The sequence below is a fragment of the Wolbachia endosymbiont (group A) of Cephus spinipes genome (genome assembly GCF_964026895.1).
GTDB classification, from domain to species: Bacteria; Pseudomonadota; Alphaproteobacteria; order Rickettsiales; family Anaplasmataceae; genus Wolbachia; species Wolbachia pipientis.
In genome coordinates this window covers 640149-662298 of record NZ_OZ034713.1, presented here as the reverse complement: position 1 = coordinate 662298, position 22150 = coordinate 640149, and the positions used below count along the sequence as shown (strand labels likewise).

19 protein-coding genes and 3 pseudogenes are annotated in these 22150 nt (G+C 35.6%); 8 read left to right on the top strand and 14 right to left on the bottom strand.

Annotation, left to right across the window (positions count from 1 at the left end; all coding sequences use genetic code 11):
- Positions 1-70: 70 nt before the first annotated feature.
- The 11 genes and pseudogenes from AAGD59_RS03130 to AAGD59_RS03080 form a co-directional block, all read right to left on the bottom strand.
- On the bottom strand, positions 71-1114 hold the full coding sequence (locus tag AAGD59_RS03130) for a S49 family peptidase (RefSeq protein ID WP_341812962.1): 1044 nt from the start codon (positions 1112-1114) through the stop codon (positions 71-73).
- Entirely contained in the window at positions 1114-2520 is a 1407-nt protein-coding gene (locus AAGD59_RS03125) for a phage portal protein (protein WP_341812951.1), read from the bottom strand. The genes AAGD59_RS03130 and AAGD59_RS03125 overlap by 1 nt, the downstream gene beginning before the upstream one ends.
- Complete coding sequence (locus tag AAGD59_RS03120; protein ID WP_253309293.1) at positions 2520-3551, bottom strand: YhcG family protein; 1032 nt, start codon at positions 3549-3551, stop codon at positions 2520-2522. The genes AAGD59_RS03125 and AAGD59_RS03120 overlap by 1 nt, the downstream gene beginning before the upstream one ends.
- 26 nt (positions 3552-3577) lie before the next feature.
- Positions 3578-3793 carry a gpW family protein gene (locus AAGD59_RS03115; protein WP_253309294.1) on the bottom strand — a complete coding sequence of 72 codons (216 nt, stop codon included), beginning with the start codon at positions 3791-3793 and terminating at the stop codon, positions 3578-3580.
- Entirely contained in the window at positions 3783-5618 is a 1836-nt protein-coding gene (locus tag AAGD59_RS03110) for a phage terminase large subunit family protein (RefSeq protein ID WP_341812950.1), read from the bottom strand. Before AAGD59_RS03110 ends, AAGD59_RS03115 begins: the two co-directional genes overlap by 11 nt.
- Positions 5615-7099 (bottom strand): ankyrin repeat domain-containing protein, encoded by a 1485-nt coding sequence (locus tag AAGD59_RS03105; RefSeq protein WP_281508714.1) that lies wholly within the window; start codon positions 7097-7099, stop codon positions 5615-5617. The genes AAGD59_RS03110 and AAGD59_RS03105 overlap by 4 nt, the downstream gene beginning before the upstream one ends.
- 19 nt (positions 7100-7118) lie before the next feature.
- Complete coding sequence (locus AAGD59_RS03100; protein ID WP_341812949.1) at positions 7119-7604, bottom strand: hypothetical protein; 486 nt, start codon at positions 7602-7604, stop codon at positions 7119-7121.
- A gap of 13 nt (positions 7605-7617) precedes the next feature.
- A pseudogene (locus AAGD59_RS03095) lies at positions 7618-8223 on the bottom strand (DNA-methyltransferase); the annotation flags it as partial.
- A 155-nt stretch (positions 8224-8378) separates the two neighbouring features.
- Positions 8379-9851 carry a group II intron reverse transcriptase/maturase gene (ltrA, locus tag AAGD59_RS03090; protein ID WP_264378235.1) on the bottom strand — a complete coding sequence of 491 codons (1473 nt, stop codon included), beginning with the start codon at positions 9849-9851 and terminating at the stop codon, positions 8379-8381.
- Between the two features lie 590 nt (positions 9852-10441).
- Positions 10442-11062 (bottom strand): annotated as a pseudogene (locus tag AAGD59_RS03085) (ParB N-terminal domain-containing protein); the annotation flags it as partial.
- Positions 11063-11164: 102 nt separating this feature from the next.
- Positions 11165-11632: a Holliday junction resolvase gene (locus AAGD59_RS03080; RefSeq protein ID WP_341812888.1), complete on the bottom strand. Its 468-nt coding sequence runs from the start codon at positions 11630-11632 to the stop codon at positions 11165-11167.
- Positions 11633-12258: 626 nt separating this feature from the next.
- On the opposite strand from AAGD59_RS03080, the gene AAGD59_RS03075 reads away from it, so the two are divergent.
- The 3 genes and pseudogenes from AAGD59_RS03075 to rhuM (AAGD59_RS03060) all read left to right on the top strand — a co-directional run bounded on the left by AAGD59_RS03075 (position 12259) and on the right by rhuM (AAGD59_RS03060) (position 13147).
- A complete protein-coding gene (locus tag AAGD59_RS03075) occupies positions 12259-12540 on the top strand; it encodes a hypothetical protein (protein WP_264376457.1) in 282 nt (93 codons plus the stop codon).
- Positions 12482-12803: pseudogene (rhuM, locus tag AAGD59_RS03070) on the top strand (RhuM family protein). The gene AAGD59_RS03075 and the pseudogene rhuM (AAGD59_RS03070) overlap by 59 nt, the downstream one beginning before the upstream one ends.
- A gap of 8 nt (positions 12804-12811) precedes the next feature.
- Positions 12812-13147, top strand: coding sequence for a RhuM family protein (rhuM, locus tag AAGD59_RS03060; RefSeq protein WP_319803734.1), 336 nt, complete (start codon positions 12812-12814; stop codon positions 13145-13147).
- A 1110-nt stretch (positions 13148-14257) separates the two neighbouring features.
- On the opposite strand, the gene AAGD59_RS03055 is transcribed toward rhuM (AAGD59_RS03060), so the two are convergent.
- Positions 14258-16390 (bottom strand): AAA family ATPase, encoded by a 2133-nt coding sequence (locus tag AAGD59_RS03055; RefSeq protein WP_265028027.1) that lies wholly within the window; start codon positions 16388-16390, stop codon positions 14258-14260.
- A gap of 231 nt (positions 16391-16621) precedes the next feature.
- On the opposite strand from AAGD59_RS03055, the gene AAGD59_RS03050 reads away from it, so the two are divergent.
- The 5 genes from AAGD59_RS03050 to AAGD59_RS03030 all read left to right on the top strand — a co-directional run bounded on the left by AAGD59_RS03050 (position 16622) and on the right by AAGD59_RS03030 (position 19671).
- Positions 16622-17116 carry an RNA polymerase sigma factor gene (locus tag AAGD59_RS03050; RefSeq protein ID WP_213864031.1) on the top strand — a complete coding sequence of 165 codons (495 nt, stop codon included), beginning with the start codon at positions 16622-16624 and terminating at the stop codon, positions 17114-17116.
- Between the two features lie 52 nt (positions 17117-17168).
- Positions 17169-17978: an ATP-binding protein gene (locus AAGD59_RS03045; protein WP_265024760.1), complete on the top strand. Its 810-nt coding sequence runs from the start codon at positions 17169-17171 to the stop codon at positions 17976-17978.
- Positions 17979-18001: 23 nt separating this feature from the next.
- Positions 18002-18808 (top strand): helicase RepA family protein, encoded by an 807-nt coding sequence (locus AAGD59_RS03040; protein ID WP_265024761.1) that lies wholly within the window; start codon positions 18002-18004, stop codon positions 18806-18808.
- Between the two features lie 31 nt (positions 18809-18839).
- The gene (locus AAGD59_RS03035; RefSeq protein ID WP_265024762.1) at positions 18840-19340 is read left to right on the top strand and encodes a hypothetical protein; all 501 of its coding nucleotides are present in this window, start codon (positions 18840-18842) and stop codon (positions 19338-19340) included.
- Positions 19341-19443: 103 nt separating this feature from the next.
- Positions 19444-19671, top strand: a complete 228-nt coding sequence (locus AAGD59_RS03030) for a hypothetical protein (protein WP_265028026.1) — start codon at positions 19444-19446, stop codon at positions 19669-19671.
- Between the two features lie 135 nt (positions 19672-19806).
- Here AAGD59_RS03030 and AAGD59_RS03025 read toward each other — a convergent pair whose 3' ends face one another.
- Positions 19807-20877: a hypothetical protein gene (locus AAGD59_RS03025; RefSeq protein ID WP_265024763.1), complete on the bottom strand. Its 1071-nt coding sequence runs from the start codon at positions 20875-20877 to the stop codon at positions 19807-19809.
- The gene (locus AAGD59_RS03020) at positions 20837-22072 is read right to left on the bottom strand and encodes a hypothetical protein (RefSeq protein ID WP_264375672.1); all 1236 of its coding nucleotides are present in this window, start codon (positions 22070-22072) and stop codon (positions 20837-20839) included. Before AAGD59_RS03020 ends, AAGD59_RS03025 begins: the two co-directional genes overlap by 41 nt.
- Positions 22073-22150: the final 78 nt, after the last annotated feature.

Sequence of the window (22150 nt, the reverse complement as noted above, 5' to 3'; positions counted from 1 at the left end):
CCTCATTTATTTTCTCCTTTAGTTTTACCGCCATGTTTGTAATTGTTGTACGCGGCGGTTATAAAAAAACTTAAATACTTGATTGCGCTCTAGTCCTTGCTACCTCCATCATCAACTCTTCTCCTGAATTCTGTGGTATTGCACTCAGTATTTCTGTCTTCTTCGTTCGCTCTGCTAGCAGTTCCATTAAAACTTCCCTGGCTTGCTCAACACTTACGCTTTCCTCAATAAATTCTTCTATTTTCTCTGGCATTCGTGATAGATTACATAACCGTATTAATTCAAGAACTTCATTACGATACTTAGTCAAATTATCAGTTTCTAGGTCAGTTGTAGTTTGTTCATTCATAGTAATACTCCTGTTTTTATTAATAGATGAAAGAATTGTCATTCCGTCTGCAAGGCCTATTTCTACTGCTTTCTCCCCAAAATATAGCCCTGCCTCTGTTGATCGAATCTTTTCAATTGAAAGACCTCTGTTCCTTGCTATTAGCTGCAAAAACATTTCATATAGTCGATCTACTTCTTTTTGTAAGCTTTCCAGACTTTCAGACGTCATTGGCTCATGCGGATTTAAATCATTCTTTCGACTACCAGCAAAAATTGCGGTGTACTTAATACCTTGTTTTTCGTCAAATTTACTTTGATCTATATGACTTGCTATTACTCCTATACTCCCAACTCCTGAAGTGCGGGTGAGAAAAATCTTTTCAGCGCTAGAAGCTATAGCATATGCAGCAGAATATGCATCATCATTTGCTATCGCTATTATCCTCTTTTTTCCTCTTGCACTATAGACAAAATCAGCTAAGTCAAATACTCCATTTACCTCTCCTCCTGGGCTATCTATATCAAGTAGAATCGTCTCTATGCTTTTATTTCCTAAAGCACTCTCTATCTCTTCATGAATTTTTTCATATGATGTCATTCCCAGAAAACCATCAAACACGCCTGGTTTTTTCGTCAGAATTCCATGAATTGATATAATTGCAGTTCTTTCTACATTATTTTTGATGGAGTGCTTTATGTTTTTAAATGTGGGATGTTTTTGATTGTTCAATGACAAGAGCTCAAAACTCCTTGGTTCAAGCATTAATGGTTTTCCTAAGAGCATCATAATCCTTTACAATCAGAGTCAAACATTAAGTTGAGACTATTTGCACGCTTTTGATCTTCTGCTATTTCTTGGTCAATTTCTTCTACATCGTAACCCATTTCTGATACTACTTCCGATCGACTCTTAAATCCATTCCTTACTGCCATTTGCTGTGCTTGCTGGTCTTTCAGTGGATCCACCCAATCAAATCCCTGTGGTATCCATTTTACTTCTTCTTTCGCTGCTTTTACTACTTTTTCATCTATACAGAGTTCTCTACAAAGTACTGCTAACTCTAGCCATCTATTCCATACTGGTCTGCAAAATTGGAATACCATAATGTTATGTTGCAGCATAGCGCATCGACGACGAAACTCTATTAATCCTGCTCTAATTGATGAATAATTAACGCCGGTTAAATCTCCTGTTAGCTGCTCATATGTTATCCCTGTACCAATCGCTATTGCCCTGAGTTGCTGTCTTATAAACGCTTCATAACTTCCTCCAACATCTGACGGCTCTGAAAATTTTATGTCTTCTCCTGGCTCTAAAAGCTGCATTGTTCCAGGTTCTAGGCCAGATAGTGCTACTCCTTGCTCATTACTTTCACCTTCTCCTAAAATATTTGCTTCTGGATCGAGTCTCGTAATAAATCCTGCAAACATCGCCGCTGTCTTTTTTCTCACTAATTCTGCATCATCGTATTGATCAAGCTCATAAAGTTTCAGCAGTATATTAGAAAGCCAAGGCTCCCCTCTGATTTGCCCAGGTCTTAATGGTCTATAAATATGTAAAACATCGTTTGCTGGTACTCTCACTGACTCTCCAAACGTACTTTCACCAGGGTGTTCTTTAAATAGGTAGTATGCTTCTCTTTGCCCAAGTCTGTTAAACTCAATCCCGTTTCTTATTACATTACCATTTCCTAAAGTTTGATTTGTTTTATTGTCTAAATGTTCAGACTCAAGTACTTGCAGTTGTAATGGTACAGAAAATCCATCCTCTAGCTTTCTTGTTCGGAGTCGTACAAAACATTCTCCTCCCTCTATCATACTTCTGCATACTAGAGCTTGTAATCCATAAAAATCACTTACTCCGTTACTATCTGCTTCATCTGTCCATCTTAGCCATAATTCTTGCACTTTCTTTCGAAATTCCGCATCTCTTGCTTTTGATTGTGGTTTTATTCCTGTTCCAATAGAGTTACTTACTATTGTATCAATGATATTTGCTGCATATGGATTTTTTCTCACCATATCACGTGATCGACTACGTAAGTGCTCAAGGCTTTGAGACAGCAAATTGTTTATGCTTCCTGTTTCTCCTTGCCAATACATTATCCTTCTTCCTGATCCTGCAGCGTCCCATGCAGAACTTTTTGGTTTTGGTTTATTGAATAGTTGCTTGAATGATTTGAGTAGCATTACTTTTCTTTATCTGAAACTTTGGATAACTCAGCCTCTAGCTCTTCTACTGTTGGTAAAGCTGCCTTTATATTCTTTGGTAGATTTTCAGTAATTTTATATTCTGCCAACCCTATCGGTTTATTTATGTCTTTCAGTGTATACTTAGCTAGTACGTTATCCTTTGACTTGCATAAAATTAATCCTATAGATGGTTGATCTGTTTCGTGCTTTAGTAAATCATCAACGGCTGAAAGATAAAAATTCATTTTACCTGCATACTCTGGCTTGAAATCTTTGTCTTTTAGCTCGATTACTACAAAGCAACGTAACTTTAAATGGTAAAACAATAAATCAATATAAAAGTCTTTATTTCCAACATCTAAGTGAAATTGCCTACCAACAAATGCAAATCCTTCCCCTAGCTCTAGCAGAAATTTTTCCACATGGCCTACAAGACCTTTTTCTACTTCTCTTTCGTGAGCATCGTCTCCTATACTCAAAAAATCAAAAATATATGGATCTTTTAATGTATAATGTGCTAAATCTGACTGCGGAGAAGGTAATTTATCTTTGAAGTTAGTAACAGCTTTTCCTTGACGTTTGTGCAATTCACGTTCGATTTGCATCACCATTATACTACGTGACCAACCGTGCTCTATAGCCTTTTGAAAATAGAATAGTCTTTCTTTTCGATCTTTTACTTTATCTAAAATAACTACAATATGAAACCAAGGCAATTGTGCAGCAACCTGCTGCGTAAATTCAGTATCTTGATATTCTGCAGCAAATTGGCGCATATACGTAAGATTCCTAGCACTAAACCCCTTCATTTCTGGAAATGCGCTTCTTAAATCCTTACTTAGCTGATCTATGATTTTAGCACCCCAACCATGTTCTTTTTGGCGCCTTAAGATCTCTGTACCAATATAGTGATAAAGCACAATGAGTTTGCTATTTACTGCTAATGCTGCTTTATAACGACTAGTAGCAATCTGCTCTTTTAGCTGCTCTAAAAATTCTGTGTATTCTTTTGCTATAACTTTTGTCATAAAATTCCTTTCAACGATTTTTATTATTATATGATCCCTTTACTCGTTGAAAAAATAATCTTTCTTTTGGCTACGGTTTTCAGTTCAGCTTTAATACGTTGTCTTAAGCTTAGTAAATCATTTATATCTACTTCTGCATAACGGACAACATGGTCACCATATGCAATTGAGACAACTCTTTCTCCGCTTTGCAGTTTTTGAATTGCTTTCTCAACTTGAGTTAAATATTCTTCACTGTACATTTTGATTACCAAGCCACTTACTCTGTCTTACTTTTTTAGGTTTTTTACTTTCTATTTTTCCACTCAAACTATTCCATTTACTCTCTGGCCAACGATCAATTCCAAGCGCAATAGATGCTGCTCTCGCATAAATTCGGCAATCCAGTACTTCATTTCTTTCTCTTACCTTCTGCCACTCTTGTTTGGTGTATCCTTTTACCACTTTGCTGACTAATTGCTCTGCCGTTAGCTGCTTAAAATATTCAGGTGCATACTCCGGAAAATGACAATATCCTGGCGGTGTTTCTTCACCATCTTTTAAAATATTAAGTAATTGAAAAAGCTCTGACTTTAATATTGATACTCCTACTGGCCAGAGCTTTATTCCTCTTTTTAGCTTTTGACCACCAACTGTTATATCAACTCTACTTGGGCTGCTAAGTGGTACTAGTGCTTTATTTACACCTTTTACTGCCATTACTCTTCCAGAGCCTTGATGACCTCTTACCCAATTATACACTTCCTGCGTTGCATACCCGGCATCAACTGCCATCATACTTATCATGTATTCAAGACCATTTTCACCGATAAAATGATGATTGAGGAGCTCCGAAAGTTTTCCCCATACTTCCCCACTTCCTGTATCTCCTTCAAATACTTGGTAGTCTATTGACCAACTTTCGCGGCTTTTTCCCCAGGCTACAACTTCTACTTCTAAACGATCTTTTTGGACATCAACTCCTGCAGTAAGTACCACTTCTCTCCTAGGCACTGTGCCTACGGGAAAAAATTCTCTCCTGTTAAATAATTGCTTCCAGTCTGGTACTTCTCCTTTGTCTACCCAAGTTTCTCCAAGTGTGGTATTTATCCAAACTTTCAGTAATTGTTCGCTTTCCTTTGCATGGAGAAAGTCCTCTACTGCTTGTTGCCAACTATACCAGCCTACTGGACTATAAAGACTTGAAAGATGAAATCCTTTTTTCTCCCCTTCTTTTGCCCCTGTAGCTCTCCATTCTCCACGGTCTAGCATCTCTGTCTTTTGATGATTTTCTATCTTTTCACCACATTCTATACACATATAGTGTGCTGTATTTGGATTTTTATCTTCCCATTTTATTTGTGACCACTTTAAAATTTGGTAATAATTACAATGCGGACATGGTACAAAAAAATATCTCTTGTCTGTAGCTTCAAATTCCTTCTCAATTCTGCTTATTCCATGAATCGTTGGCGTTGATACTAAAAAAATCTTTCGCCGTGCAAATGTATTAGTACGGGCTATGCTGAGTAAAACTGGATCTCCTTCACCTCCCGAATCTCCTGGATAGGCATCTATTTCATCAAGAAAGAGATATTTTACTGGCATAGATCGGAGGCCTACACTGCTATTTGCTCCAGTTATTACTACTATTCCACCTGGAAATTCCTTACTTTGTACAGTATTGCCTGAATCTCTTGACCTTGGGTCTTTTACTTTACTTTTTAAACATGGCGTACTTTCAATCAGTGGCGCAAATCTTCCTTTTGACCAACGCTTTCCCATTTCAACTGTTGGCTGTACTACTAACATTGGCCCTGGTGTTTGATCGATGATATAGCCTATCCAATTGTTACCAGCTTCTGTTCCCCCAATCTGCGCTCCTTTCATGAATACTACTTTTTCTGCAGGTGAAGAAGGAGAAAGTGAATCCATTATTTCTTTTAAATAAGGAGTTCTTTCTGTTCTCCATTTACCTGGCTCTGATGCTGCAGTTGGAGCTAAAACTCGATACTCATTCGCCCACTCTGATACTTTAAGCTCTGGATCTGGTCTTAAACCTTCAGAAAAAGCTCTAGCGTATATCATTGTCTGCATCTACTAGTAATTGGTTCTAACTCAACGTCATTAACAGTAGAACTACACTCCTCCAGTTCCATAAACATCTTTTTCTGAAATTCATTTTCTATATATCTTTTGCTCATCTCACTTATCATTATTGCTATAATGAGCGCAAATATCCCTGTTATTGTTGCAAAAATGATTGCACTGCTTATTGTTGTTGCTGTTAAACCTATATATGCCGCTACTGCTATTGCACTAATTGGAATATAGATGCAGACAATATTATTATGTCTTTTTATCCTTTTATCTGCTATTTCTCTCTGTACTACATATTTGTTATGAAGGGTTGGGAAATTAATAACGGTGTCTCTGCAGAGTAACGCTCCATTTTTTTCAGTAAACAAAACTTTAAGTAACTCTAAATTGTTTGATTTGATTGCTAAGTGAAAAACAGGTGTATAATTTGCTCCTTTTTTCAGTAGTAATTTTACTACATGTAAATGTCCTTTTTCTGCAGCAAGGTAAATCGGTGATAGACCTTTGTTGTTTGAAATATTAACATCAACTTCTTCTTTTAAAATGGACTCTACAAGCTCAATATCTCCTCTTTGTGCAGCTAAATGTAATAAACTATTTTTTTCAGATCCATATTTGTTGCTCATCAAAGCCTTCTTTATCTCAGGTTTAGCGTAGTCAAATGGTGTTTTACCGCTATCGTCTTTTACCAGAGGATCTATATCTTCTCGCGTTAGTAAAACTTCTATTGTTTTAAGTCTTTCAGCATAATGTAGTGGTGTTTTATTTTCGTAGTCTTGCAAATTGACCCCAGAATTAGGAGCATTTATTAAGCATTTGAGGATATCCAAACACAAATCTCTTTCATCGTAATTAGTATTACTTACAGCTATATGAACAGGTGACAATTTCATTGAGTTTTGTCCCATGCGCGCACTATTTACATCTGCTCCAAGCTTTAGCAGTAACTTTACTATCTCCAACTTCTTGTTATTAACTGCATAGTGCATTGGTGTCTGATTTCGTGCATCAAAGACATCTATTTCAGCGCTTCCTTCTTCCACTAAAACTTTGACAACATTTTCATGTCCTATGCCTGCTGCTAGATGTAATGGCGTATGATGCAGAGCATTTCGTACATTAACGTCAATACCTTTTCTTATCAAATATCTAACTGCATTAATTTCACCTATCATTGCAGCTAAGTGAAGTAAGCTATCTTGCTCTGATCCGTATTTATTACTAATTAACGCTTGTAATATTTCTGCTTTTTTCCCTTCTTTGGCGTAATCAAGAGATGTTTTACCTTCATTATCCTCCACAAAAGGATTAATATTCTTCTTCGTGAGTAACAAATCCACCATGCTTAATTCATCAAATTCTATAGCACAATGTAGTGGTGTCTTTCCATTTAATCCTCTGACATTAACATCTAATCCAGGTTGATTAATGAGACACTTTATTAACTCTAAACTTAAGTTATCAGCCATTTTATATTCAAAATCTTTTTTATATTTGAAATTTAGTGTTAGATAATTCTTGTAATGAGTTTGTAATCTCTTCAGTTAGAGCCATATGAATCTTTTCAGTGTCACTCAGTGATGCAAGTAGTGCTGAAACTCTATTTGGAATATTAAGCAAATTATTACGGACAACTCTTGCTACGTTAAATGCATCGCGCTTTACTTCCTCTACTGCTACAAGTTCTCCTATCTCAGCCTTAGCTTTCGCCTCAAGTAGTTTACCTCGTTCCATTTCATTTTTTATTCGAGTTTTAAGCAACATTGTGGAAAGGTTACTTGTATTTTCGTTTTCTGGATTTTTCCTCCTCAGTGGCTGACTTGGATCTCTTATTGCTGCTACCGCTTCATTTGCTTGCTCTCTATTGATCAAACCATCCTCCAACTCAACTATTCCTTTTTTTACTAAATAACAGACATATTGCTTTGAAACTCCTAGTTCTTTTGCCCATTCCGTTTGTGTGATCTTTTCCACTTTTTTTGCCCCTTTATTGCTGTTTTTCTTCTTGAATTTGTGCAAAAGTTTTGTCAGTACCAGATAGAATTGCCTTCCTACCTGTGTATATTTGCCAACGTTTTATGGTTACATCTACAAATTTTGAATCTAGCTCTATTGTCCTACAAATTCTTCCTGTTCTCTCACATGCAATCAGTGTACTTCCAGATCCGCTAAATGGATCAAGTACTATGTCTCCTGGTCTACTGCTATTAACTATTGCTCTCTCCATTAGCTCTACTGGCTTCATCGTTGGATGTAGTGTATTGTGCGTTGGCTTATCATAAAACCACAGATCACTTTGATTTCTTCCTCCATGCCACTCACGTTTATTGCCGCTTTTCCATCCATAAAGCATTGCTTCGTATTGTCTTTGATAATCTGATCTTCCTAGCGTAAAGTGATTCTTTGCCCAAATGATAAATGTTGACCATTTTCCTCCTGCTTCCTCAAATACTTTTTGCAAAGTTGAAAACTCTGATGATGATATGCAGATGTAAATTGCACCTTTCGTATATGCTAAAATATGGGAACAGATGTCGTAGAGAAAAAGTTCGTACTTTTCACCTTGATTATCGTTTAATATTTTTTTATCTTGACTGCTACGCCGGGTAGAAAGAGAAGCGTTGCCGCTCCTTTTCCCCCTAAGAACCGTACTTGACAGTTTTCCGTCATACGGCTCAAGCCTTTCAAAGGCAGATTTATTTGCCCGGCTGTTATCGATAGAAGACTGGTTCTCAAGTTTCGTCATAATTACTTCTCCTTAATACAATGTTGGTATTTCTTTCTTTCAAGATTTCGCTTGAAAAAGTATGAATTAAACTTTGGATCATAGGGATTAGCATCTGCTCTTATTTTGACATGTCTCACAATCGGAATTGAGGCAGCTTGCATTAAAGTTACCATGCTACCTTGTCCTTTATCTTTTGAAGACTTAGCAAAGAAGGTCCAGTTATTATTGCCAATGGTGCAAAAGTATCTCTGCTTTCTCCATTGAAAATTTTTATTTGGATGCCTTCTTTTAATCCATCTCAAAAGCGCACCAAAGATCTTATGATCGACATAGTTGAACACTTTCTTTGACACAACATGACGGTAATAATTTGTCCATCCTCTGATCTTAGGATTCAAGGTGTAGATAAGTTGTTCCGTTGTTATTGTGCTGTGAAGTCTCATGGTTTCCAGGATCATTTTTAGGAACTCTTTGATACTTGCTTTAGAAGGCATGATCAAGAGCTTTCCTCGATACTTTCGAATCGTAAATCCTAGAAAATCAAATCCTTCATCAATGGAAGTAATCTTAGTTTTTTCTACTGAGAATTCCAATCCACGCTCCTTCAAAAAGGCACACACTGCTGGTTTTACTTTGTTTTCAAGGACTTCTTTCGATCTTCCTGTAATAATAAAGTCATCAGCGTAGGCGGTAGTATTAACCTTATCGCGCCAAAAGGCAGATTTTTGGGCTGTCTTTTCTAAGCCTCTAAGGGTAATATTCATCAGTGTAGGAGAGATGATCCCTCCTTGAGGAGTACCTTCTTTAATGATATAAAAAGTGTTCTTATCCATGTATCCTGCTGTCAGCCATTTTTTCAGAATTTTCTTATCCATAGGGCAGTGTTCTAAAAGCCATGCATGACTAATGGAGTCATAACAAGATTTGATATCTGCTTCTAGGATCCATGGTGCCGATACTTTTTGGCACAACGTTTTAAAACATTGGTCAATAGCATCAGCAGCTGATCTTTTATGCCGAAAACCATAGGCATGACGATCTAAAATTGATTCTGAAACTGGTTCAAGTGCTTGCAGATAAAGAGCCTGCATTGCCCGATCCTTCATAGTTGGTATTCCCAAAGGACGTTTTTTTCCTGCTCTTTTTGGAATCCATACTCGTCGGAGCGGTTGGACGCAATATCCTCGACGCTTTAACGATTGAACAGCTTTGATCTTTTGTTGCGGTGTGCGCCAAACTAAGCCATCAACCCCAGGGGTGTTTTTTCCTTGATTTTGAGTGACTCGTTTAACAGCCAAAAGTTTTGCAGTAAACGAATGTGTCAATATCCATTGCAAAGCTTTCACTTTGCCGTACCTTCTTTCTCGAACAGCCTTTGCAATACGCATCTGGAGCTTTTTGACACCTATTATCACTTTAGTCCAATTAATAGATTCCCATGTAATTGTAGGTGTAGAGGATGCACCAATCGCTGAATATGTCAGTGTTGTCATTTGCTTTTCCTCATATATAAAAAGTTCTCCAAAATCTCTTACAAAGAAAGACCTATCGGACGTGGGCACACTTTTATGTCCAGTAATGTTTCAACTGGTATTCCCACCATTACAGTGAGACCTTTGCTTTTTCCGACATCCCAAACCTGCACTGCCATAAGCATTCCTTACAGTTTGCTGTCCCCACTATGGTAGGGAGCAAGTACAGGGTTTCCACGCTTCCCCAAAAGTAGCTTGTGAACTTAGGTGCCTGCTGTCGACCGAGAAGCTTATAGGTTACGGGAACACAACTACGAGATGTTCCTCCTGCTTCCAATGCCTTTTGGCCCAAGCGTATCAACCGCTTTCGCTTGTCAACGTTTACGGTCTTTATCACAGGTTCAGTTACCTTCACCTTATTCACTATCTAGCACTTACCCTCTGTATGGTTTGAGGGAGAATACGCCTTTTGCAATTTGTATCCCGCATAATGCTTTGTTACATTGTCAGGGCAGCTACTTAATTCATGCCCCTAGATTCATCCGGCAACACGGACGGTTTCTTCTTGATCTTTCTAAGAAAACCTAGAAAATCCTGAGAAACAGCTACTTCTGACGCCTTCGCGTCGCAACGTAATCAACGTTATATGGAGGATCACATACGGTAATATCTGCCATTTTATTATCTAATACCGCTTTATATGATTCAACTAAAGAGCTATCACCACAATAGATTCGATGATCACCTAAAATCCATAAATCACCTGGTTTTGTTATTTCTACCCTTTTTTCATCACCAACCAAGTCAGAAAGATCTTCTTTTTCACTATCTAAATCATCAAGGAAATGTTGAACTTTTTCTAGCTCAAATCCAGTCATTTTAAGATCAAACTGTAAATCTTCTAACTCTTGAATTTCTACTTTCAAAAGCTCATCATCCCACTTTGCCCAATTAGCTGATTGATTGGCCAGTAATCGAAAAGCTTTGGTTTGTGGTTCATTTAAATTATCACTTAAAACCACTGGAATACTTTCCATACCAAGCTTTCTTGCTGCTTTAAGTCTTAAATGACCATCAACCACAGTTCCATCGCTTTTTGCAACTATTGGAATACGAAAGCCAAATTCCCTGATTGAAGCACACATTCTGTTGACCACATCGTCATTTTTACGTGGGTTACGCTCATATTCAACTAGGTTTCGAGTAGGATAGTAGTGGATTGCTAAATTCATATCTTAATAATTAAAAAGTTAATATTCAAAATATATCTGACGCTAGAGAAGGCCTAGGGTCTGACCCACCAAACCCGCCATTATGGCCGAAAGGACCCACTTTTATGGTATTTTTAATATGTTAAAATCTTTACTAACATAGAACATTAATGCCAAAGCATCAGCCTCATTATCATCTCGAGGTGAAAAACTTTTTTCACGTATCGCTTCAATAACTTCACTCTTACTTGCATTGCCTTTGCCTGTGATAAAGCGTTTTATAGTTTTAACATTAACACCTTGGTAGGGAATATTGTTCTCTTCACACCAAGCAGACAGCACTGCAAGAAAACCACCATAGCAATGAGCTGCATCAGTTCCTAGATGTCTTCTTACTTCTTCAAAATACACTGCTTCAATGTTTGAGAACTTTTCCTTCATTTCATTTAGCCAGCTACGAAATTTTAAGAAGTGCATTCCACCTCCGCTAAACCGGCTACCATGAAAACTTTTGCTTCCACTTTCAATTATTCCATCTGTTAGAATTGCCCAGCCCGTTTGTTTGCCGAGGTCGAGTGTTAGGATTGACATTTGCTATTATTAAAATTACAAGTAGCACTTACTCCAAAATATCGTCTGGTTTCTGCAAAATACACTAGCAATTCATAGGTTTTTGTAGGCCAACAACGGAAATTCGAGAATTATGTGCTACTGCAGAAAGTTGTTTTCTTATTATATATATTCACCAAAATTACGAAAACTGTTCAATTTTTTTTGCAAAGGATAAAAATCGTGTTAGACTTACATGAAGATTTGTTCTATAGTAGTAAGGTTACTAAGAATGCCATTTAATTAAGTTTTAAAGGGTGCTACACTCGTTCTTTTACGCAGTGCTATATTTTAGCATCCATCTTTAAAATGAAGTTTTTACCTCATCTAAAAAAATACAAGTATGCTCAATGTTTGTTTGCCGAGTTTTGAATTGACACTTAAAGCTTTTGTATTTGAAGCGCATCCACAAACTATAGCCCTTCTATTATATATATACCGGATTTCTTACTACTTTTTCCGGGATTTTCTAAAAAAAAGTTAAAATAATTTTAAAACTGCTTATCAGCTAAAGAATAAAGCAGATAGTCCTCTATTTTTAGAGTTTTACAGTTGCTTGTCTTTTTTACAAATAACCCATATGCTACTTGAAGTAAGGTAGAGTAGATATGACAATAAATGGGAACGAAATTTTATTATATACAACTCCAGATGGAGACGTAAGAATTGATGTTTTGTATCGAGATGAAAACATTTGGCTTACACAAAAAAGAATGGCGGAGTTATTTGGTGTTAACATTAGAACAATTAGTGAGCACTTACAGAACATATTTGCTAGTCAAGAGTTAGATAAAGATTCAGTTATCCGGATTTTCCGGAATACTGCTGAAGATGGTAAACAGTACCCTACACAATTTTATAATTTGGATAGCTATTGGTTATCGAGTTAATTCTAAAAAGGCTACATCTTTTAGAGTATGGGCTACGAAAATTTTAAAGATCAAAGGATTTGCATTAGATAGCGAACGGCTAAAAAACGGCCCAAAGTTTGGTAAAGACTACTTCAATGAATTACTTGAAAAAATCAGGAGCATCCGAACGTAGGTTTTACCAGAAGATTACTGACATTTATGCTGAATGCTCTGCAGACTATGATCCAAATTCAGAAATAACAAAACAATTTTATGCAAAAGTACAGAATAAATTATATTGATGGCCTAACTGCAGCAGAGCTCTCGAGTTGACCACAAAAAACCAAATATTGGGCTAACTACATGGAAAGATGGTTCTGGCAACAAAATTCATAAGAGTGATGTGAGTACTGCAAAAAACTACTTGACTGAAAAAGAGTTGAGTGCATATTGTTTCCTAGATTATGCGGAACTTCAAGCAAGAAAGCATCGGCTAATAAAAATGCAGAATTGGGTTGAAAAGTTGGATGCATTTCTATTGTTCAATGATTATGAAGTACTTAAAGATGCTGGTAAAGTTAGTGCTGAAGTTGCAAAAGCTCTAGCTGAAGGAGAATACGAAAAGTATAGAGTTATACAAACATGAATCTGACTTTGATGAATTAAGTAAAGAAAGTGAGAAAATAACTACAACAAAAACCAGCTTGTAGTTGAGCTATCTGTGTTTGATATCTTGTCTATCACCTTTTGTTTTAATTTCAAGGGGGGTGAAAAATTGTCCCCACCCTTTAGAAAGCCCCGTATCTCTGCTTTTTATCTACCAATAATATAGTAGAAATATAAGTCTTTGTCTCCATTATACTAGATAAACCTGGAGACGTAAATAAATAAATTTTGATCTTTGTCTCCATTTTAAGGTAGCTTCTGTTTCTTCTTTTATAGCAGCAACTCCAAACTTTTTTCCTTTAGATTCATCTACAAATTATTTATAGAGATTACCTAAAAATTCAACTTAAGAGTTTTAGATGAAAATAGTTATATTTCAATAAGACCTCCAAAATAACCAGCTCTGGTGATATATATTCACCGAAATTACAAAAACTGTTCACTTTTTTGAAAAAGTATTTTACAATAAATAAGAAATATGATAGAATAAGCTGAGGTTTTTTGTAGCAAGTAAAAGTTTAAGGTAAAAGATAATTTAGAAATGCCTCATAATCGAGTTTTAAGCTGCCTTACATAAGTAACTTAGTTCTTGGTAGTATAATTGTACCCTGGAGTCGTATAATCACTTTAAATTCGCACTAAATGCAATTGCCTCAAGGTTGTATTTTTTTCATTAAATTTAAGTAATGTTTTGTGGTAATCTCTCTAGGTCTTCTTCATTTCTATTTATCCAATATATTTTATATTTATTATTACTGTTATTATTTATTACTATTATATATATATAATATATAAGGGTTTTAGGAAGCTAGAATCCGCCTCACTGGCTGACTTTAGACATGTGGTTTCTAGGAACGCTTTTAGGAACGTAGGCAAAAAAGCTAGCTCTCACGCAGAATTTAGATTCCTGATTTCTAATTACTGATTTAGGAACCTAGGAATTAGGAATGTAATACAATCATTGATGGTGCTATTTCTTAAGTGCTAAGTTCTAGTTGAGTGGATGTAAATTGATAGTAGCTATATAGATTGAAATGGCAATAGAGAAAACTGGGTAAACTCTAAAATATTTTTACCCATAAAAAAAGACTTATCCTAACATTAAATTTTCCATATAGCTAAAATCTTCAGCTCCAAGAGTGAATTTTCCTATACCACAAGCAAATGGTCCAGTTGGAATGTCAAGCCACTTATCCTCTCTTGAACCTGTAGACATCACTTTAACTAACTGCTTTACCTGCAAAAGTTCCTGTACCATACGCTCTAGTCTATCCCTTCCCATGCTGTGAAAAACTTCAGGTAGTCTATGGCGTTGCTTATATACTCCTGTGCTTCCTGTGTGAGTAAATGGATGCCCTGAAGCAGCAGATCGTGTAACTGCATCGATAAGACATATTTTAAGGTCTTTTTCACTAGCATTTTTAACTGTTAGTTGTATTGTTATATCTTCTAGTAGCCCTGTTTCCTGATTTCTTAGGTAAGTTCTTACAGTACGATCAGCTAACCCATTGGCCTTCACAACTGCCCCATGAAATAAAGCATTCTGTCTTGGTGTTTCTCCTACTGCCTTAAAGATCTCTAGCCTAGCTGTATTTTCTATTGGCCAAAAAGCGTATGAGCATCTAACACCATTAACAAGAGCAGAGGTACCTCTTATTGCATCTCTTGCTTGTTCAACAGTTAGTATAGGTTTTTCTCCTTTTGGTTTTCTCATGTGGTGAGCAGTAACAATTGAAGCTCCAGTACTATTTGCTAGATCAGACAATAGACACATCAGATAATCCCCTACAGCTGGGTCAGCATTTATATCTGCATGGATAAATGAAGCAAGTGGATCAAATACTATCAATTTCAGATCTTTAATTTTCTCGAGCTGTTTTATTATAGATTCGAATTCAGGAGAAACTTCGACAACTTTACCACGAACGTTTCTTAGTATTGTAAGTGATCCTCTGACGTTTGGCAGTGGTACAATAAATAGTTTGTCTTTATATTTTAATCTTTCACATTTAGGGTCAAGTCGTTCTAAGCGGCGATGTACTTCACCTGCATCATCTTCTGCTAAAAAGACTACCACTGATCCATGTTCAGTCACAAGCGAACCAAAACCACATATTTGATCTGTATCATTTACAACTTTGAGAGCCAAATCAAGTAGCAGCATTCCTTTTCCTGTGTCTCCCATAGCAGCAACTATTGAAGTAACGCCCAAAGGAAATATCCCTTCAACAAGAAATTTTTGCTCTGGTACTGGACCTACAAAGCGCTCTGCACTCCAATCTAAAATATTAAGTGGCTGTTTTATGGGTCTTTCTAAACTTTTCATATTTGAAGTATCAGTAGTTGGAATATCAGTAGCAGGTAAATTTATACATGGAGTTGAAGTTAAAAACTCTTTGACATCTATACCTTCCTCTACACAATCAGCAGCATCCCAGCCTTTTGTTTTATTTTGTGGAATATTAAGAACAACAAGTGATTCAACTCCGATTTCTAAAAGCTTTTTTTCAGCATTTTTAGCATATTTCTTACCTGCTTCATCATTATCTGGCCATATAATAATGTGTTTACCTTTTAGCGGAGTCCAATCAGTTTTCTCAATAGGTGCATTTGCTCCAGACATCGCTGTTGTTGCAGTTATTCCCTTCTCTATCAGCGCTTCTGCACATTTTTCCCCTTCCACCAGAACAATTTTATCAGACTTTAAGATTTCTGGAATATTATATAGAGGCCTTATTTCTGGTGATGCAAACTTAGATTGTTTGATATCAAAAGGCTTGTATACTTTTTTCTTTCCAGGAGGATCAGAACGATAAACTTTTACAATCACCTGACCATTTTCATCATAATAATTCCAACTTTGGGTAATGAATTTCTCAAAGTCTTCATCAACATATTGTTTCTCTCTGTATTTTTTATTATTTCCGAGCCATTCACTTATTGAAGCTATTACCTCAGGAAACTCTGTCCTTGCATTCTTTCTATGTACAGCTGCCCAAAGGTCGATAATGTCACCACCTTCTCCAGTTGCAAAATCATTCCATAACCCGGCTCTACTGCCACTTAGTTCTACTCTTAAACTTTTTCCTTTATTACCCCATATATCACCTACTTGAAACTCATTTTTGTGAAAAGTTCCGTTAGGTAGCAAGTACAAAAGACAAGATCTTAAGTTTAATAGAAGTTGTGCTTTAAGTTCTTGAACATTGTATGAATCACTCATGAAATTACCTGTAAGTTGAAAGTCTTGTTCTATATATTCACCGGATTTACAAAAACTGTTCAGTTCGTAGGTGCATTGTCTGATCAAAGTTTTGAGTGTCTGAGGTTTGAAAAAAGATTCCAGGTTTTCAGAGGGTAAAAAACTCACGATTGTCTGAGGTATTTTTTTCATGTCCTACAATATTTACTAAGAAAGTTTCATCCTTAAGTCTTTCATTTAAGGACACATCTTATGAAATCTCGAAACTCTTATTCAGGTATTGATCCTAAAGTTGTTAATTTAATAAAATTTTACGCAAAATATTATAAATCGCTTACTGATCAAGATATTGAAGACATAGAACAAGACCTCTTCTGTGAGTTTCTTTCATGCATAGATCAGTATGATAAAACTAAGGGCAGTCTTTCAACCTTTGCTAAGCAAGTTGTTAAAAATCGTATTAATAATCTAGTCCGTAAACACTCACGTACTACTCCTAAGCTTGAAAATAATGTGCAACAAGAAAGTTACTGCTTTGAAGATGAAACGATACTACGTATTGATGTTGAGCAAATTATTTCAAAATTACCAAAGAAGTGGCAAGTTTTATGTGAACAACTTAAACATCACAGCATTGCTGAAGTTGCAGACATGAACAATATGTCACGGACTACTTTGTACAACATTTTCAAGAAAATGCGATCTAAATTTGCACCTGTTTACGGAAAAAAGCATAAGAAAAATTGAACAGTTTTTTGAAATTTGGTGAATTTATATATAAGTGCATATAGGTAAAAACATGAAAATAATAAACAGCGAAGAAAGAGCAAAAATAGTCACAGGTGTGAAGATAGTAATCTTTGGCCCTTATGGAATTGGTAAAACTAGCTTACTCAAAACTCTCGATGAATCAACAACACTTTGCCTTGATTTTGAAGCAGGACTTCTAGCTGTACAAGACTGGAAAGGAGATTCAATCAATATGCGCACTTGGAATGAGGCCAGAGACATTGCTTGTCTTATTGGTGGTCCTAATCCTGCATTAAGGTCTGATCAAGCGTATAGTCAAAAACACTATGAGCATGTCTGTAGCAAGCACAAAGATCTTCTTTCTAAAGTTTCTAAATACCGATGCATCTTTGTGGATAGTATAACCGTTGCCTCACGTTTATGTCTATTATGGGCAAGAATGCAACCTGAAGCTTTTTCAGATAGATCAGGGAGAGAAGATAAAAGAGCTGCTTATGGCACACTTGCTCAAGAGATGATGGCTTGGCTCAATCAATTTCAACACATCAGAGATAAAGACATTATCATAGTTGGCACATTAGGTCAATATCTTGATGACTGCAATCGTCCAACTTGGTTACCTCAATGTGAAGGGGCTAAAACTGCTAGTGAAATTCCAGGTATTGTTGATGAAGTAATTAGTATGGTTGGAATCAAGAAAGATGATGGCACAGAGAAACGTTCATTTGTCTGTCAGACTATTAACTCTTGGGGATATCCAGCTAAAGACCGCAGTGGCTGCCTGAATATGGTTGAAGAACCGCATCTGGGTAAATTACTTGCGAAAATTAAAGCCAAAACTTTGGCTCCTATTGCTTAATTAAAAATTGGAGAATAATTATTATGGAACAAAGCTTTTTCAATATCGGTCAAAAAGTTCCCTTTTTCAGTGTGAAAGAATATTTGGATGATCAATCACCGATACCAGAAGATATAATCTCACCAAGGATTCTGACAAAAAGAGGTCTATTAGTACTGGGTGGCCCTCCTAAAATTGGCAAAAGCGATTTTCTAATTTCATGGCTCGTCCACATGGCTGCTGGTAGATCATTTCTCGGTATGACACCAAATAAACCTTTGAAAATTTTCTACATGCAAACTGAAATTGAATATGAATATATGAAAGAACGGTTGCAACAACTTCAACTGAATAAAGAGCTTTTGGACATAGCTGCCAATAACTTAATTATCACGCCAAGAGTGCAATTATCATTTAGCAGTGAAGAAATAGATGAAATCAAAAATGTTGTCAAAGAGCGTTTTAAACCTGATATTATTGCGATTGACCCTCTTCGTAACATTTTTAACTCAAGTGAATATGGCAATGAAAACGACAATAGCGCTATGTTATTCTTCTTGCAAAAAACACTTGAAAGACTGAGAAATGTTATCAATCCAGATTCAGGCATAATACTCACCCACCATACAAAAAAACTATCCAAAAAAATGTTAGAAGAAGATCCATTTCAGGGTTTAAGCGGTGCTGGATCTTTAAGAGGATTCTACAGTACTGGCATGGTGATGTTTTCTCATGATGAAGAAAGCACTACCCGTCAAATAGTATTTGAGCTTCGTAATGGTGAACGTGTACCAAACAAACTTGTCGATAAGATAAATGGCAATTGGCAACTCGTAGACCAATGGAGTTGATTCTTTTTTTACTTAATTTATAGGAGACAATATGCTAGCAGATTTTTTAACTGATTTTAATAACGCAAAACTGCAAAGCAGTTTAATACCGAAAGGTACAATAGTCAAGGTAAAAATGGCAATAAAGCCTGGAGGTTATGAGAATTGGTTCACGAAAAGCTACACTACTGGTAGCATCTATTTAAACGCTGAATTTACTGTCACTGAAGGTCCATATGCAAAACGTAAGATTTATCAAGTAATTGGTATTAAAAGTGGCAAAGCAAGCGTTGAAGGAGAAGATACTTGGGGAGAAATGGGTCGTTCTATGCTTAGAAGTATTTTAGAGTCAGCACGGAACATTCATTCAAATGACACTTCAGAAAAAGCAGTTATTGCTAGAAAAGTCAACTCTATAGCTGATTTTAATGGGTTAGAGTTTACTGCAAAAGTTGGTATTGAGGCTGATCGATATGGAGAGAAAAACAAGATTGCTACGGTTATTACTCAAGAGCAACATCAAAATACTGAGCGTGATTGGATACCTTTCTAAAGCTGCTGTGTTTATTTGAAACAATTTTTATAGATGAATAAATCCCAAAAAACACTATTGATTTAAAGAATGTCTGTCTTATTTATCGCCTGGTATTAGTGATATGAATGCTGAACAACAGGTTTCTAAAGATAAAAACGGGGATATAGCTGAATTTTTGAGTTCAATTATAAGTGACATAAACCTTGTTAAAGAATTACTTACTAAACATAAAGGAACCATACGCTGGAAGAGAGAATATGATACTGTTTTACAGTTAATTAATGAGGAAGCGAGTAAGAGACGCTTTTTTACTAAAACCCAATTTTGCTATTTTTTTGAATGGTCTTAAGAGTCATCATTCTATTCTTAGATATATTAATGCCTTAGTTACTGAAGGTTATATAAAATTTCGTGAAAAAGAAGTACCAAGAAATAACAGACGCGTTAAAGTTATGTTACCATTAGACTGTTTTTAGCAATAGGGCTAGCTAGCACTTAAGTTAATGGTAGATGGATTAAGCCGATAGCCTGACCAGTTACACGCTTGTATCACATCATCGCGTTTTATATTTAGTCCCAAGGTGCTAGCTAGCTTTTCTGCTATTGTTTTTTGCATTCTGTTAAGAGGTCTGCGTACTTGCTGTTCTGGGTCTTCAATACCTAAACTATCTGCTATTTGAATGATACTAAGAAATTTATATTCTTTAACTGCTTCCAAGTCACGCAAAAATTGTTTAAGTAATACTCTAAAGATGCGGATGCTCGAAATTGCTTGTTTGCCTATAATTTCAATGTCATTAACATAAATAGTATTATCTTCAACTTTTAATCGCAGTATCTTTTTTTCTGGAAGAGTTGTTTCTTGCAGTGGAACATAAGGGAATGCTTGAAAAGAAACATTAGGTAATAGCTCTGGTACTCCTTTTTCAACTGCTTCGCTTAGTATTTGATTTAGAGTTTGATGTTTACAAATTAAATCAGCCATGGAAACAGTGTATAGGCTTAACAATATTTTTAAGTCTGCCTTTCCAAAAGTTATAAGAACAGCAACATTAGTTCTTAACCTATCTACAGTTAAATATGACTTATCAGTACATAAAGTTGGTATAATAACGCTTACTATTTTACTTTTAAAGCTTATATGATATATCCCATTTGCCGCCTTTTCCCATATGAGCCCTATTAATAGTTTTTCAAACCAACTTATAATTTTTTCCGTATTAAGTTTAATTGAAAGCACAAGATAACGCTGTTTTTTATAAGTATCAGGAAAAATATCACGACCACAATCCTCGCAAGCTAGATCATCACACTCTTCATCAAAATCATGAGAAATGATAACCTCGTTTTTGCAATAAGGATTTTGTATATTTGGAAAATCAAGATCTAAATCATTAGCGCAAATAACGAAGTAATGCTTCTCAAGTTTAACAAAATCAATCTGGTTGAGATACTCTGCAGCATCTATATAGTTCTCATCAGGATCTACCCAGGACCTATTTACTAACATAGTATCAATATCTTGAGAGTGTTTTCGACAAAACGGTAATTCCATAGCTATCTCTAATTAAAGACTTAAAATCATCTCGTTCTTTTCTATTGAGAACATATTCTGAGTAATCAATTTCTATATAATTTGCGTATTGCGTGTCTGTCTGAAAGGATAAAGTAACTTTTTTACTTTTGAACAATACTTTGATATGCTGAACAAGCGAAACATCATGCAGTACACTACCAACCGAAGGCTCTATCTTCTGCAACCACTCTTCAATATTATCCGTGTTTAACGTAAGATTAGTTTTAGATTTAGATGGACCAAATTTCAATTCAAATAGGCGAATATCAGGTACATGTTGTTTTACACAGTCATTCAAAAAAGTACTCACTTGTGCTGTTGTATTTTGGTGGCGCATGTTAGTAAATGAACATTCTCGTTGAAAATAACAGCTTGCTATTCTATTTGCTATTTTTAATCCTTGATCAAAACTTTGAATAGATAGATTTACTTGGTTAGCATTTAAAGCAAAGTCAATAATAATTCTACTAGGTTTATAACCGTGTATTACCTTATTTGAACTCATTACCAAATCTTCATCTTTACTAGCACGTCGTATAAATAAGTAAATACTATTTTGGTAGTAAAAGAGTTCTTGAAACTGACTTTCAAAACTATCATTTTCGAATAGATCATGCTGTTTTAATATTTCCTGTATCGTACTTTTTGATAAAAAATCCTTAAATGAAGTGGACTTTTGTCTTGGAGGATTTTTTAATACGAAAGGTAAAAAACCTTTTTTCTGCACTTGATTAAAGCAGAAAATTTGTTTCAGTAAGTTATGATTAATTATAAAGAGAGTAAACAACAAGGACTTTTTGTCATATTTGTTATTTTGCAACAGAAATGATTTCAGAAGATCTTGGCTTAATACAGACTGTGCTACTTCAGCTATAGTTGTTTCTGATTTTGCACGACTAAAACGATTGACTAAGTAATAATCAAACAGAGATTCAGAAATTTTAATAAGCATCTTACGCTTTTGCTGAGTTGAAATATCATCGGATTTTTCGTAGTCTTTAAATAATTGCCTATTTTGCTTATTCTGAAAATAGTGGTTAAAAATCACACTTAATTGTCTACCAGAAAGAGAATTAAGCCAACTTTCACGTAAACTTGGATTTTGAAAGTCCTTAAGCAAAAAGGATACTGGCATTTCTAAATTATTTTCCCAAAATTCCTCACTAGCTATCATATATCTAAAAGTAAATATATTATGTCTAAAATAGATTAAAGATTAGTCAACAAAAATTTATTATGAAATAAAAGAAGA

Excerpts from the sequence above, each read along its gene's own strand:
- AAGD59_RS03120 (WP_253309293.1), bottom strand. The coding sequence starts at position 3,551 with ATGACAAAAGTTATAGCAAAAGAATACACAGAATTTTTAGAGCAGCTA.
- AAGD59_RS03105 (WP_281508714.1), bottom strand. The coding sequence starts at position 7,099 with ATGGCTGATAACTTAAGTTTAGAGTTAATAAAGTGTCTCATTAATCAA.
- AAGD59_RS03030 (WP_265028026.1), top strand. The coding sequence starts at position 19,444 with ATGAATGCTGAACAACAGGTTTCTAAAGATAAAAACGGGGATATAGCT.
- AAGD59_RS03025 (WP_265024763.1), bottom strand. The coding sequence starts at position 20,877 with ATGGAATTACCGTTTTGTCGAAAACACTCTCAAGATATTGATACTATG.
- ltrA (WP_264378235.1), bottom strand. The coding sequence starts at position 9,851 with ATGACAACACTGACATATTCAGCGATTGGTGCATCCTCTACACCTACA.
- AAGD59_RS03035 (WP_265024762.1), top strand. The coding sequence starts at position 18,840 with ATGCTAGCAGATTTTTTAACTGATTTTAATAACGCAAAACTGCAAAGC.
- AAGD59_RS03130 (WP_341812962.1), bottom strand. The coding sequence starts at position 1,114 with ATGCTCTTAGGAAAACCATTAATGCTTGAACCAAGGAGTTTTGAGCTC.
- AAGD59_RS03020 (WP_264375672.1), bottom strand. The coding sequence starts at position 22,072 with ATGATAGCTAGTGAGGAATTTTGGGAAAATAATTTAGAAATGCCAGTA.
- AAGD59_RS03080 (WP_341812888.1), bottom strand. The coding sequence starts at position 11,632 with ATGTCAATCCTAACACTCGACCTCGGCAAACAAACGGGCTGGGCAATT.
- AAGD59_RS03125 (WP_341812951.1), bottom strand. The coding sequence starts at position 2,520 with ATGCTACTCAAATCATTCAAGCAACTATTCAATAAACCAAAACCAAAA.
- AAGD59_RS03045 (WP_265024760.1), top strand. The coding sequence starts at position 17,169 with ATGAAAATAATAAACAGCGAAGAAAGAGCAAAAATAGTCACAGGTGTG.
- AAGD59_RS03055 (WP_265028027.1), bottom strand. The coding sequence starts at position 16,390 with ATGAGTGATTCATACAATGTTCAAGAACTTAAAGCACAACTTCTATTA.
- AAGD59_RS03110 (WP_341812950.1), bottom strand. The coding sequence starts at position 5,618 with ATGATATACGCTAGAGCTTTTTCTGAAGGTTTAAGACCAGATCCAGAG.
- AAGD59_RS03050 (WP_213864031.1), top strand. The coding sequence starts at position 16,622 with ATGAAATCTCGAAACTCTTATTCAGGTATTGATCCTAAAGTTGTTAAT.
- AAGD59_RS03040 (WP_265024761.1), top strand. The coding sequence starts at position 18,002 with ATGGAACAAAGCTTTTTCAATATCGGTCAAAAAGTTCCCTTTTTCAGT.
- AAGD59_RS03115 (WP_253309294.1), bottom strand. The coding sequence starts at position 3,793 with ATGTACAGTGAAGAATATTTAACTCAAGTTGAGAAAGCAATTCAAAAA.
- AAGD59_RS03075 (WP_264376457.1), top strand. The coding sequence starts at position 12,259 with ATGACAATAAATGGGAACGAAATTTTATTATATACAACTCCAGATGGA.